The sequence below is a fragment of the Trichormus sp. NMC-1 genome, from assembly GCF_001858025.1.
GTDB lineage: Bacteria > Cyanobacteriota > Cyanobacteriia > Cyanobacteriales > Nostocaceae > Anabaena.
The window spans coordinates 899485-911716 of record NZ_LZQD01000001.1 but is presented as its reverse complement, the minus strand read 5'-3'; the positions used below and the strand labels follow the sequence as shown (position 1 = coordinate 911716).

General features: G+C 39.2%; 14 protein-coding genes and 1 tRNA gene. 8 read left to right on the top strand and 7 right to left on the bottom strand.

The window, feature by feature from the left end:
• Positions 1 to 17: 17 nt before the first annotated feature.
• Both ppk1 and A9Y75_RS04045 read left to right on the top strand, forming a co-directional pair.
• Positions 18 to 2183 (top strand): polyphosphate kinase 1, encoded by a 2166-nt coding sequence (gene ppk1 / locus A9Y75_RS04050; protein ID WP_071188268.1) that lies wholly within the window; start codon positions 18 to 20, stop codon positions 2181 to 2183.
• A 200-nt stretch (positions 2184 to 2383) separates the two neighbouring features.
• Entirely contained in the window at positions 2384 to 2788 is a 405-nt protein-coding gene (locus A9Y75_RS04045; protein ID WP_071188267.1) for a response regulator transcription factor, read from the top strand.
• A 160-nt stretch (positions 2789 to 2948) separates the two neighbouring features.
• Here the strand turns inward: A9Y75_RS04045 and A9Y75_RS04040 are convergent, their stop codons facing one another.
• Positions 2949 to 3131, bottom strand: coding sequence for a hypothetical protein (locus tag A9Y75_RS04040; RefSeq protein WP_071188266.1), 183 nt, complete (start codon positions 3129 to 3131; stop codon positions 2949 to 2951).
• 145 nt (positions 3132 to 3276) lie between these two features.
• On the opposite strand from A9Y75_RS04040, the gene A9Y75_RS04035 reads away from it, so the two are divergent.
• Positions 3277 to 3825: a DUF2854 domain-containing protein gene (locus tag A9Y75_RS04035; RefSeq protein ID WP_071188265.1), complete on the top strand. Its 549-nt coding sequence runs from the start codon at positions 3277 to 3279 to the stop codon at positions 3823 to 3825.
• Positions 3826 to 3894: 69 nt separating this feature from the next.
• Here the strand turns inward: A9Y75_RS04035 and A9Y75_RS04030 are convergent, their stop codons facing one another.
• Both A9Y75_RS04030 and A9Y75_RS04025 read right to left on the bottom strand, forming a co-directional pair.
• A complete protein-coding gene (locus A9Y75_RS04030; protein WP_071188264.1) occupies positions 3895 to 4155 on the bottom strand; it encodes a chlororespiratory reduction protein 7 in 261 nt (86 codons plus the stop codon).
• 42 nt (positions 4156 to 4197) lie between these two features.
• Positions 4198 to 5403 (bottom strand): histidine kinase, encoded by a 1206-nt coding sequence (locus A9Y75_RS04025; protein ID WP_177176100.1) that lies wholly within the window; start codon positions 5401 to 5403, stop codon positions 4198 to 4200.
• Between the two features lie 341 nt (positions 5404 to 5744).
• On the opposite strand from A9Y75_RS04025, the gene A9Y75_RS29315 reads away from it, so the two are divergent.
• From A9Y75_RS29315 to A9Y75_RS04010, 4 genes are all read left to right on the top strand, one after another.
• Positions 5745 to 6347, top strand: coding sequence for a hypothetical protein (locus A9Y75_RS29315; RefSeq protein ID WP_236721323.1), 603 nt, complete (start codon positions 5745 to 5747; stop codon positions 6345 to 6347).
• A gap of 15 nt (positions 6348 to 6362) precedes the next feature.
• Positions 6363 to 6575 carry a hypothetical protein gene (locus A9Y75_RS29310; RefSeq protein ID WP_236721322.1) on the top strand — a complete coding sequence of 71 codons (213 nt, stop codon included), beginning with the start codon at positions 6363 to 6365 and terminating at the stop codon, positions 6573 to 6575.
• A 414-nt stretch (positions 6576 to 6989) separates the two neighbouring features.
• Entirely contained in the window at positions 6990 to 7847 is an 858-nt protein-coding gene (locus tag A9Y75_RS04015; RefSeq protein ID WP_071188262.1) for an LPS biosynthesis glycosyltransferase, read from the top strand.
• A 64-nt stretch (positions 7848 to 7911) separates the two neighbouring features.
• Positions 7912 to 9261: an S-layer homology domain-containing protein gene (locus tag A9Y75_RS04010; RefSeq protein ID WP_071188261.1), complete on the top strand. Its 1350-nt coding sequence runs from the start codon at positions 7912 to 7914 to the stop codon at positions 9259 to 9261.
• A gap of 277 nt (positions 9262 to 9538) precedes the next feature.
• Here the strand turns inward: A9Y75_RS04010 and A9Y75_RS04005 are convergent, their stop codons facing one another.
• The 4 genes from A9Y75_RS04005 to A9Y75_RS03995 form a co-directional block, all read right to left on the bottom strand.
• A complete protein-coding gene (locus tag A9Y75_RS04005) occupies positions 9539 to 10306 on the bottom strand; it encodes a class II aldolase/adducin family protein (RefSeq protein ID WP_071188260.1) in 768 nt (255 codons plus the stop codon).
• Between the two features lie 131 nt (positions 10307 to 10437).
• Positions 10438 to 11076: a Uma2 family endonuclease gene (locus A9Y75_RS04000; protein ID WP_071188259.1), complete on the bottom strand. Its 639-nt coding sequence runs from the start codon at positions 11074 to 11076 to the stop codon at positions 10438 to 10440.
• 531 nt (positions 11077 to 11607) lie between these two features.
• Positions 11608 to 11775 (bottom strand): hypothetical protein, encoded by a 168-nt coding sequence (locus A9Y75_RS28225; RefSeq protein WP_177176099.1) that lies wholly within the window; start codon positions 11773 to 11775, stop codon positions 11608 to 11610.
• Positions 11776 to 11781: 6 nt separating this feature from the next.
• Positions 11782 to 11853: transfer RNA gene (locus tag A9Y75_RS03995), tRNA-Thr, on the bottom strand.
• A gap of 33 nt (positions 11854 to 11886) precedes the next feature.
• On the opposite strand from A9Y75_RS03995, the gene A9Y75_RS03990 reads away from it, so the two are divergent.
• Positions 11887 to 12156 carry a DUF3493 domain-containing protein gene (locus A9Y75_RS03990; RefSeq protein ID WP_071188258.1) on the top strand — a complete coding sequence of 90 codons (270 nt, stop codon included), beginning with the start codon at positions 11887 to 11889 and terminating at the stop codon, positions 12154 to 12156.
• The last annotated feature ends 76 nt before the right edge of the window (positions 12157 to 12232 follow it).

Below are 12232 nucleotides of genomic sequence, written 5' to 3'. Positions count from 1 at the left end.
CTAGCCTTTAAATAATTATGCCAAAACCTAAGAAGAGCAACCCTAACATTAATCTAAGTGATCCACAATACTATATAAATCGTGAGTTAAGTTGGTTAGAGTTTAATAGTCGGGTGTTGCATGAAGCTTGTGATCCACGTACACCTCTGTTAGAACGCCTGAAATTTTTAGCAATCTTCAGTTCTAATTTAGATGAATTCTTCATGGTGCGGATTGCGGCTTTAAAGCAACAGGTAGAAGCAAAAGTCAATCTATTAACCCCCGATGGTCGCACACCGCAGCAACAGCTAGATGATATTCGCCTCAAACTCAGTCCTCAAGTTACAAAACAGAATGAACAGTTTGAGCAAGTACTGCAACCTTTATTAGCAAGTCAAGGGATTTACATTCTAGATTATATAGAACTGAATCAAAAACAGCGGAATTATCTAGATAACTATTTTGAAGAACAAATTTTTCCGGTTCTCACTCCTCTGGCTGTTGATCCTAGTCATCCTTTTCCCTACATTTCTAATCTCAGCTTAAATCTGGCCGTAGTTCTGAAAAACCCAGAGACAGAAGAAGAATTTTTTGCGCGAGTCAAAGTCCCCAACGTTTTACCGCGATTTTTGCCTTTACCTCCAGATTTGGGAATTCGCCAAGACGAACAAACTGTTCACTGGTCAGGTGTACCATTAGAACAAGCGATCGCACATAATTTAGAATCTCTATTTCCGGGGATGAATATTCAAGAATATCACCCGTTCCGCATTACTCGTGATGCTGACCTAGAACTAGAAGAAGATGAAGCAGAAGACTTATTATTGGCAATTGAACAGGAACTCCGCAAACGTCGTATGGGTGGGACTACTGTACGATTAGAAATTAAATCCCAAACTCCAGAATCTGTGCGTTGCAGGTTATTGCAAGATTTGGAATTAACGGAAAACGATATTTACGAAGTAGATGGTCTTTTGGGATTGCGAGACTTAATTTATTTTATGGCTTTGCCTGTTCCCGAACTCAAAGACACACCACGACAGTCTGTAGTTCCTCCACGCTTACAACGCCTGAAAGAGTCAAGTGTAGATCCAAATGTATTGGAACTGGAAGAAGGAAAAGACTTTTTTTCTATAATTCGAGAAAAGGATTTGTTGGTACATCATCCCTATCAATCTTTTTCCGGGACGGTGGAACGCTTTATTGCTAGTGCTGCCCATGATCCCAATGTGTTAGCCATTAAAATGACTCTTTACCGCACTTCTGGCGATTCACCCATCGTCAATGCCTTAATTGCTGCGGCTGAAAATGGTAAACAAGTTTCTGTGTTGGTGGAATTAAAAGCGCGGTTTGATGAAGAAAATAATATTTACTGGGCAAGGCGTTTAGAAAGAGTTGGTGTCCATGTTGTTTATGGTTTAGTGGGGCTGAAAACCCATAGCAAAATTGTCCTCGTAGTGCGACGCGAAAAAGACCGAATGCGCCGTTATGTGCATATTGGGACAGGGAACTATAACCCGAAAACGGCTCGACTGTATACAGATTTGGGATTGTTTAGTTGTCGGGAAGAATTGGGTGCTGATTTAACAGATGTGTTTAACTTTTTGACAGGATACTCTCGCCAAAAATCTTATCGAGAAATATTAGTAGCACCTGTGAATATGCGCGATCGCTTTCTTGAACTAATTAACCGAGAAATCGAAAATGTCAAAAATGGCTTTTCAGGTCGCATTGTCGCTAAAATGAATGCCCTCGTCGATCCGCAAACTATCGCTACTTTATATGCAGCCTCCCGCGCAGGAGTTCAAATTGATTTGATTATCCGTGGTATTTGCTGCTTGCGTCCAGGACTCAAAGACATCAGCGAAAATATTCGCGTCATCAGCATCATTGGGCGATTTTTAGAACACTCTCGCATTTTTTACTTCCATAACAATGGTCAAGAAGAAATATATATTGGTAGTGCTGATTGGATGCGCCGAAATTTAGACAGACGGGTAGAAGTCATTACCCCAATCAAAGACCAAGATATTGCTAAAGATTTGCAAGAAATTTTAGGAATTATGTTGGCAGATAATCGTCAAGCTTGGGATTTACAATCTGATGGTAGTTATATTCAACGGCGTGCTTTTGATGATTGTCCTGAAACTAATTCACAACAAACTCTTATGTCTATGGTATTGCGTTCTGTCGGCATGATCTAAAATCTAATTGTCTCGGAAAAAATTGTATATACCTTAAAAAGGTACTAAATTAACTTTTTTAGGCAAACTTTATTTTCTGAGCAATTCTTTAAGGATTTTTCACATAAAAACCCCATTTATTCAACCATAAGATAGAGTAAATTCCGAAACTGATTCCCATAAACTATAGGAATTACCGTACATAATTTTTATTGCAGGGAATGTTAATTTTGTCCTGTCCGTCTTCTAGTTTGCGTGTCTTAGTGGTTGACGATCATGAACTGACTCGCATAAGCTTAAAATTAGCTCTTGCTTGCCAAGAGAATATTCAAGTAGTAGGTTTAGCCAGTAATGGCCAAGAAGCTATTGAAATGTTTAAAACTTTACGCCCTGACGTGATTGTTTTAGACTTACATATGCCAGTTATGGATGGTTGGAGCGCATCTTCTTATATTAAATCTATGTCTCCAAATACTCAAATCTTAGCTTACTCTTCTATAGATGAAATCCATTTGCAACGGACAAAGGCAATGTCTAGCTTTGATGACGTTTGCAAAAAAGAAGCTTCTACAACGGAACTCATTGCTTTAGTCAGACAGCTAGGTCAACGTGCTGGTAATAGTTAGCTTTCGGGTTGAACTCTGACTCTTGACTCTTGACAGTATGAAAATAAGGCAATTCTAGTTAATAAATAATTTATTTAATACTAAATAGCGTCGGTTTAACCGTAAATTTACGGATTGCCGACGCAATTATTAAAATGATTAATTTTAGCCCCAGTTGGGCTTAATTGATGTCTGTTTCTGGAATGCTGCGTCTAAATTCATCGATTAAGTCATCTAATTCTTCTAAAGCTTGATTTACGTCAACTCTCAAAGTCCCTATATTAGGTTGTTCCAGTAGACTCAGCAGGTACTCACGCTTACTTTGAACTAACGCAACTCGTTCCTTTATTGTCTGAAGATCCATTATGTTTTTTCCCATCTTTAACTATCTTCAAATTTAAAGTTAACGCAAAATGGGCAGAATTCTGATCTAATATCTTCAGCAACTTATTACTGATAACCGATGATGATAAAACTAATATATGTAGAAATTATAATAATCTCAAATTATGTTAGGCAATCTTTCTCTAGGATCACTCGGTTTAACCGTGGGTGGCATACTCATCATCACAGGCTTTATCGCTTATGGTGTGGATAATGCCACACTCAATCTGATCGGATTTTTCTATGGCTTTCCTCTATTTCTAGGAGGTTTAGCTCTAAAAGCTAATGAAATGAAGCCAATACCCTTCTCTCAAACTACCACAGCTTCAGTATTGGAGCTACGGAAGCAACAAGCAACTGTGACTCAAAACAAAATTCGCAAAGACATTACGCGATATTGCTACGGTCAAGAAGCTCACCTAGATAGAGCGCTTGCTTACTTAGGTCTGAGTCCTAGCGATGAGGAAAGACCATTAGTCACAGGTTTGCGAGAAACGGACGTTAATGGGTCTTATTGTATTATTTTAGAATTTGATTCGCCTCTGATCCCAGTAGATATTTGGCATCAAAAACATGAAAAAATGACCAAATACTTTGCTCCTAACGTTGAGGTAAAAATTACACAGCCAGGTGAAGATAAAATTGAACTAGCTTTAATTACTACTCAATCCTAAGTCCTAAGTCCTGAGTCCTGAGTCCTGAGTTATCTCTCTTTCCCCGCGTCTCCCCATCTCCTGCTGTCTTTACTTTTCCAAACGTACTGCATACCACTGAAAATATTTTCCAGGGCCAATATCTAACTCACAACTAGTGTCAATTAAATATTGTGCTTGTTCTGATAGCAACTTAAATTTTTGGACATCGGGAGGTAAGTCCTCAAATTTAAGTTGTTGCAAAATATTTTCTAACTTTTCTAATAACTCGGAAGTCGTCAGAAATTGTTCTGGTTGGTTAGTTTCCAGAACCACAAAGTTATCCTGTTGATACATTAATGGATTTGGCATTTATTAATTTGCTCATTAAAGTTTGTTACTAATGAATAATAACTAAGATGGATAAACTGGTAAAGTAAAATGGAACCATGCTCCACCATTAGGGGCTGAGTCTACCCAAATTTGACCATAGTGCGCCCGAATAATACGTTGGCATAAAGACAGACCAATTCCATACCCATCTGTTCCTTGATCACGTTGCAGACGGAAATGATTTTCAAAAATGCGATCGCGGTTTTCTTGGGGAATACCAGGGCCAGTATCGCCAATACTAAACTGTACTTTTTGGGTAGTGCGGTGTAGCCCAGCGAAGCTAATACAGCCCCCAGCAGGAGTGTATTTAATGGCATTATCCAAAAGATTTACCAGCACTTGGCGGATGCGTTCTGGATCTGCATATACACAGGGTAAGTCTTGGGGGATATCGGTTTCTATTCTTTGCGATTTGGCGATGTAGCGATCGCGCAATTCCTCCAAGACATCAAAACTAAGTTTACCCAGTTCCAGTTTTTGCGGTGTGATTGGAAATTCTGTATCATCACCACGACCAACTTCTAAAAGATCCGCGATCATCCGATCAATAATCTTTGTTTGACTACGGGCTTGTTTTAATAAATAAGCCGTCATGGCAGGTTTCAGACGCAGAAAGTCACCTTTTTCAGGATTGTAGTTAGATTGGAGAGTTTCTATAGCGATCGCCACAGCTGTCAAAGGATTACGGAGATCATGCGCCAAAATTGCAATCACTCGATCTTTAAACTGTAGCTGTTCTTGAAGTTTCTCTTTTTCCTGTTTCAGGTGAAAAATTTCGTCTGAAAGTTTGATCAATTCAGCAGAAATGGCGACGGAACGGATTGTAGATTTAGGTGATGTCCCCCGGACATTCTCATCTATACGTTCTTGTAAGTCTTCCTGTAACTTTAAGAATGCGTCTACAGCAGTTTGCCAGCGAGGCCACCAGGTTTTCAATTGGGCTATTATATTACTTCCAGCTAAGGTTTGCTGGGGTTCGGGATGGATTTTGATTAAGGCGGGCGTGGCTACCAATTTAAAATGTTCCGCCAAATATGGTTGCTGCCCGACATCAATGATTTGAAGTTCAAAACTATACTCAGCTTCCAATTCTTTTAAGTAGGCGCGGATTCGCTGCACCTGTTGTCGGGATTGTGGCCGTCCATCAACAAACAGTAACAGTTGGAGTGGAGCCTCAGAATAGATAGGCTGATCCTGGGAAACTTGCATGTAATCGTGTTTCAGCACTGGTAACAACCTGGCGACGCTTTACAGAAAGTAAAATAGACTGACGGTTGTCAATGATCGTTGTTTTCTTTCAATTTAATATCTATTTTAGATTTTTCGTACTCCTATCTGATCTGCGTTTTTGACATGAGCAAAATCTTTTTAGGAATTTTGCTCCCTTTTACGTTCGTTTCTATTCCTAAGGGCACCTTCGCTATGGAATACTAAGCCTCATCTGACATGAGTGAAGTTCTTTCTTCAGAGTCAGGATCTGAGAGCTTTTATACCACAGTTGCGCGGCTTGTACAGCAGCAAATTTATTGAACTGCTTATCTTGAGTAAGCACTGAGCAGCCCAGATCCGTGCGGAGGCCATTAACCATTTTTACTCATGCTGTGCATACTTTTCTCGCAGATCAGTACCCAAGTCCGAAAACATTGTGTACCCCAACAGGAGAGTTGTCTCCACAGTCTTCTGTAGTTGTGCAGTTAACTGAGTCCCAATCACAAATTTACTGCTCTTTGTACGCTTCTAGCCAGGAATTGTGGAAGTTGTACCCAGTTGTAAATCGGTTGTTGTCTCGACAAGGTGAGTTAGCCTTAGTTAAACCGTTATCCTTGGTTTCTGGAGAACATCAGTCAGATTCTGTACTTTCCATTGCACCAAAGCAGCGTCCTCATCTCGGCAACCCAGCAACAGCTTTTTCTAGTCGGGAACCAAACTTAACTTCATTCCCATTACCAGTAGTTGGTAGCACTGTAAAAACAGCTATAGCCAACTATGTAGCGCCTGTGCAACCTGCTATTGCTGTACCGGAAGAAACTATTAGTACTATCAAAACCGTTAATCAAATCTTGACAGCAGTCCAAAAAGCATTTCCGCAAAATATTAAATTTATCAATCCTCAGAAAGATGCTGCGACACTTGACCGGTTTGCTTACGACATTGATTCCCAAGAAAAATAAACCCACGCTCAGTTTTTGCAACTGCCTAACACAGGAATCTTTCGGGTATTACCTGATTCAGCGTACCGTCAGACGTTGAGTCTTCCCCAGAATAGATTACAAGCCAGTGTGAGTGAGCGTTATCCTTTTCCCTCTGTGGGTGAGGTTAAAGAAGATTTTACTCCTAGTTTAGCATTGAAGATGATTGGTGATAACTTCCAGTTAGTCCATCAAGGAATAAATTTATGATTTTATTTCCCGCAGAGGCGCAAAGAGTAAGAGTTTGCGAAATATCAGTTCTCAAAACTTTTCAACTCAGCCCAGTGAGTGATGATATCGTGTTCGGTTCAAGATTTCATAATTAGTGCTGACGTGGTGAATTTTTTGTTAAGTAATTAAGCGAACATGAGATAAGATATCCAAGATGAGATTCCACAGTTAAAAATAACTATAGGACTCCTATTTAATTATTGAACAAGACTCAGTACACACTAAAACCCTTCTTTCCTGTTCCCTGTTCCCTGTTCCCTGTTCCCTACCCACACAAATAAGTTCACAAATCAAAACGGATTACTATAATTATTCAGTATAAGTTTATAGACAATCACTACAGGTATAAATTAAATTTAAATTTATCAGTCATAATTTTCATATTTTACTCCTATGACCCTTAATACAGTCAAATCCCTAAATGAAAATTCTCTAGTTGACTGCATCAGTAAAGTATTGATCATTGCTTACAAAGAATCTACTCAGCAGTTGGAAGCAGTATTAACTACAGAAGGATTAGAATGCGTAGTCCTCAGACAAGAACACAAACCAGAATATCAAGATTTTTCTCGCAGTTATCTCTGCCTCATGAACCATCGTCGGGCTTGGGAAATAGCTACTCAACAAACTCAACCCACTATCATTATTGAAGCAGATTTCGTCCCAGTCCTCGGTTTTGGCAAGTGTCCCTTACCCTTTAACCGCAATCAAACCGATGTTGGCATTAGTTGGCTATATACTTGTGCGCCTCAAGTGTATTCTGTTTCTCCTGATGGTTATGCTGAAGGCTTTTCCACCTCCGCTGTTGCTTATATTGTTACTCCCCAGGCTGCACGTTACCTGATAGAACTATCAGATGAAATTACAGAAAAAGTAGGAGCCGTTAACTACTCTACTTGGGATTCCAATATCGATTCATTTTTGCGCGCCAGAAAACTAAAAAACTATATTCCTCAGCGTAATTACGGGGAACACGGAGGTTTACCAAATCCAGAACATTACCAAAATAATCTCAGCAAAACTCATCGTGCAGATCTTCTCTACAATCAACTTGCTTTTATACCTCTGTATGCAGTGGGTAAAAAAAACGAAAAATTAGCATTCCTGTGGGTGCGATTCCAAGCCCGTCTTAAAGGAATTGCACGTCTGCTAACTGGACGTTTTCTCCGCCTTAAGGTTGTACAAACTTCCAGCTATCCTATGAGGCTACTCAAGTTTGCAATTCTCCGACATTTCACTTTACATCTGTAGTTTAATTTCTAATCATAAGTCAAGAATGCTAGGGTAGGAATTAACAATCAATTTGTGATTTCCTGTGCTGCCTTCTAAACGTCCAGTTGTCTTTCTAAGTTTAGCCATTGTACTCTCTTCGTTAACAGCTTGTGCTAACAGCCCAGGCGCTAAAAATTTAGAGAATTCTTTGGCGGCAGATTCTCGGCTGCAAACTGATCCTACTGTTTTTGGCGAAGCGAAGACTAAGGAATTTCCCACAGCATCAACAGTTCAGTTACCTGCTAACTTTCCCAAAGATATTCCCATCTATGCCAATGCCAAACTTGAAGAAGTTAAACCTGGCAGTAGTTCAGAAAATAAAATCTTAACTCGCTGGCAAAGTTCTGATCCCAGCAATGTTATTGCCAGCTTTTACCGTACTCAGTTTCAAGGAAATGGCTGGCAAATTTTACAACAACCACAAGATGATGTCAATGGTGCTTTTGAAGTACAACGTAATAATTTGCTATTGAAGGTAACAATTCAACCAAAATTAGTTACCAACGCCGTACCCAATCAACCGCAAACAGCAACTGAATTACTAATTGAATACGTACTTAATAATACAGATACTGCACAAACTCAACCAAATACAAATTCTAGCGCAGTTCCCCAACCCGGAGATTCTCAATTTATTGGTCCGACAACACCCAATATCAATGTAGTCAAGCAGCCAACAAGCCAATCTGACACCTCTGAACCTCAAGAATTTACCGACTTGAATAAAGTACCACCAGAATGGCGACAACACATTCAAGATTTAGCAACATTAGGTGTATTGTCTATAGATTCCCAGACTTCTAAAAGCAACTCCACCGCTACAACCAACCAGCTTGAACCCAATAAAATTATTACTCGCAGAGAATACGCTCGTTGGCTAGTTGCTGCCAATAATGCCCTGTATAGCAATAATCCCGCTAAACAAATTCGTTTGGCATCAGAAAGTAACCAACCCGCTTTTAGAGATATTTTATCTAAAGATCCTGATTTTCCCGCAATTCAGGGTTTAGCAGAAGCTGGATTGATTCCTAGTCAGTTGTCTGGAGATGCGACAGCAATTTTATTTCGTCCTGATGCACCCTTAACAAGAGAACAATTACTACTTTGGAAAGTGCCTTTAGATACCCGTCAAGCTTTACCTGCGGCTAACTTAGAAGCAGTCAAGCAAACTTGGGGTTTTCAAGATACAGAAAAAATTGACCCCAAGGCGTTAAGAGCCGTTTTGGCTGATTTCCAAAATGCTGAACAAGCTAATATTCGGCGAGTATTTGGCTATACAACATTATTTCAACCCAAGAAACCTGTAACTCGTGCTGAAGCTGGTGCAGCTTTGTGGTATTTCGGGACTCAGGGTGAGGGAATGTCAGCGACTGAAGCCTTGAAATTAAAATAATTCGTAATTATTCATAATTAAGCCCTAATTAAGTTTTTTAACGGAGATTTATACGCCGCCACAAAGCTTTCCCCTAAATAAGTAGGCGAAAAGAAATTAAACTATGTGAAATGAAGTAACAAAGTTTCAAATTGGCTCGTAGTCAGGGCTTTAGCCCTACTTTCCAGTCAAAAAACCTGATTATCAACAATCTGTTCCTGAACCTTCAGCCGCATTAGGAATGTTGGCATTTGGGGCTTTGGGAGCAAGCGGAATTATAAAGCGCAAAAAAAGGTGATTAATTTAGCAAATCGGGTTCTTGTCGGACAATCATCTCATACAAAGGTTGAAAGCTAAACCAACCTAATTCACGGGAACCCACCTGGCTCTGGGTCAAACTAGCATACTCTGGTTTGATAGGGCTAGGTTGCCCAGCCGCTTCCGCTAATAATTGAGCTTGACAAGAACGTTCCATTGTGATAAACCACCAAGCCGCTTCATCAATTGAGTGACCGACTGTCAATAAGCCGTGGTTTTTGAGAATCATGGCTTTATTATTACCTAAAGTTTGGGCAATACGCCGTCCTTCTTTTGGGTCGAGGACAACGCCTGTATAGTCATCAAACAGGCTATGGTTTTGGTAAAATGCACAAGCATCTTGGGTGAGTGGGTCAAGGAGACGACCAAGACTAGACCAGCTTTTGCCGTAGATAGAATGGGCATGGGCTGCGGCTATTACGTCGGGACGAGCCGCATGAACCTGAGAATGAATGGCAAAAGCTGCTCGATTGACTGGACGGTTGCCGTGAATTACTTCACCTTCATGGTTAACTAAGATCAAGTCGCTGACTCTAATTAAACCAAAGTGCATTCCGAAGGGATTGACCCAAAAGTGTTCTGGGTTTTCCGGGTCACGTGCAGTTATATGACCTGCAACACCTTCATCAAACCCAAATCGGGAAAATAGGCGAAATGCTGCTGCTAGGCGTTGTTGGCGGTGTAACCGTTCTTCTTCAACGGTGGTAAATGTTGGTATCTGAGGTGTGTTGGGCTTTGTAGTCTGCATTTTGACAGTTACTTTTTTATATTTTTCTGTAGGGTTAATATTTATCTATTTTTTCAGATTTAACTAGTATTTATTCTCATGTAAATAAAGGATAACTTGATTCATATTTTTTGTATATTTGTAGAGGCAACTTATGAATTGTCCTTACAGATGCTTTTACGGAACTTTGAGATTAAATCTTTTGGTTTTTCACCAGACAAAACCAAACTTGCCAACAGAGTTAAATCTAAATCGGGTAAAAATTCACTTTTTGATATTTTCTCATACTTATCACCCCGCAGAAAATATAACGAAAATTGATGATTCTTCCAAAACCAAACTTCCGGTACACCCAAACCTTGATAAATTAATAAATCATCAATTCCTCCACTGGTGACAACTACCTCAATAGCCAGATCAGGAACAGATTTTTCAGAATCAAAACAATAACATTCATCTGGTTCAATACCTCTAGCGGATGCTTCCTTTCTAAAAGTAGTTGATCCTAAAGGATAAAAATCAATATTTTTTTCTATAAAATAGGTTTCTAATAATAAAGCAATTAGCTTTTTATCAAACTCATGGCGACGACTAGGAGACATTATTTCTAAAGTACCTTCTAAATATTTAAAGCGATAATGAGAAGTATTTTCAAATTGCTGTAACAGCGTCTCATATATATTCCAGTTAATCCCATTCATCAGTAAAATTTGGTCAGAATCAACATTATCTAATGCTGATTGACTCGTTAATTCTTCCCAGCGACTAAATTTTTCTAGTAAACCTAACATTGTCACTGCTCCAAACTTGCTTTAATCTCAGACGTATTTTCAGCAACTCGCCGATTTTTCTCTAATATATCAGTTTTATTACCAGCATCCCAAAAAGGTTGTGCATCTGCTCTAGTTTGATGATAAAATTCCCTAAAATTATACTTACAAGCATTTTGATTTTCTTCTCAATTCCGCCACCATGATACACATTCAGCAAAATCTTCATCCTGTATCGACTTAGTTGTAAGTTTTTTGTCCTTCTGGAAAGATTGCTTCATCTTATTATATGTTGTAGGTATGAAAATTTCCCTTTGAGAATATTTGTATTCACCTTCTTCTACAAAATCTTCTGGCGCAATTACTTTTACTTAATTCTGATGACCTCGTTACACTTTATAATAAACTATCTATTGAAGTAATTATGGAACGAAATAATAAATCATCATCCTGCATTTCAATAAGATCATCGTGGATTTGACTCGAAATACAGCAGATTGCAGATCAATGAGGTACAGAATCAAAATTGAAACCTAGACACATTCGCCAGTTTTACTCCTGACTCCTGACTCCTGAATTCTGCTGTAGAATAAGAATATTTAAAAAATAGAAGCAATGGGCTAATTTCACCATCTCTTCCGGAGAGCGTTTAATAAGGGTAAATAAAATGATATCGCAGTCAAATAACTTGACAATCGATAAACACTGAATTTTTAGCATAATTAAAGCCGATGATGGGATTTGAACCCACGGCCTGCTGATTACGAATCAGCTGCTCTACCACTGAGCCACATCGGCGTACACAATTTAAGATTATAGCATTATTTACTTATGGTAGACCCAAATCCTAAAAATCGTATTAATACTGAACAATATGCCCGCCTGAAAGCAGAATCGGTAGCACCTTATCGTGGTTTGCGGCAATTTGTCTATATAGGTGTTGGCGCTTCCGGTTTTATTGGTGCATTTGTATTCTTTTTTCAATTACTCGCGGGTAGAAATATTGACAGTACTTTACCTAACTTCGCACTGCAATTAGGAATAGTCGCTCTGATGATACTTTTTTGGAAATGGGACAAACGTCGTCAACCACCGTTGTAGCTGATAAAAATTAAAATATAGCAACGGACAAGGCGGTTAGGACATCTACCAATGCTAAAACTTAGACACCAAAAGA

Excerpts from the sequence above, each read along its gene's own strand:
- ppk1 (WP_071188268.1), top strand. The coding sequence starts at position 18 with ATGCCAAAACCTAAGAAGAGCAACCCTAACATTAATCTAAGTGATCCA.
- A9Y75_RS04045 (WP_071188267.1), top strand. The coding sequence starts at position 2,384 with ATGTTAATTTTGTCCTGTCCGTCTTCTAGTTTGCGTGTCTTAGTGGTT.
- A9Y75_RS04040 (WP_071188266.1), bottom strand. The coding sequence starts at position 3,131 with ATGGATCTTCAGACAATAAAGGAACGAGTTGCGTTAGTTCAAAGTAAG.
- A9Y75_RS04035 (WP_071188265.1), top strand. The coding sequence starts at position 3,277 with ATGTTAGGCAATCTTTCTCTAGGATCACTCGGTTTAACCGTGGGTGGC.
- A9Y75_RS04030 (WP_071188264.1), bottom strand. The coding sequence starts at position 4,155 with ATGCCAAATCCATTAATGTATCAACAGGATAACTTTGTGGTTCTGGAA.
- A9Y75_RS04015 (WP_071188262.1), top strand. The coding sequence starts at position 6,990 with ATGACCCTTAATACAGTCAAATCCCTAAATGAAAATTCTCTAGTTGAC.
- A9Y75_RS04005 (WP_071188260.1), bottom strand. The coding sequence starts at position 10,306 with ATGCAGACTACAAAGCCCAACACACCTCAGATACCAACATTTACCACC.
- A9Y75_RS04000 (WP_071188259.1), bottom strand. The coding sequence starts at position 11,076 with ATGTTAGGTTTACTAGAAAAATTTAGTCGCTGGGAAGAATTAACGAGT.
- A9Y75_RS28225 (WP_177176099.1), bottom strand. The coding sequence starts at position 11,775 with ATGCTAAAAATTCAGTGTTTATCGATTGTCAAGTTATTTGACTGCGAT.
- A9Y75_RS03990 (WP_071188258.1), top strand. The coding sequence starts at position 11,887 with ATGGTAGACCCAAATCCTAAAAATCGTATTAATACTGAACAATATGCC.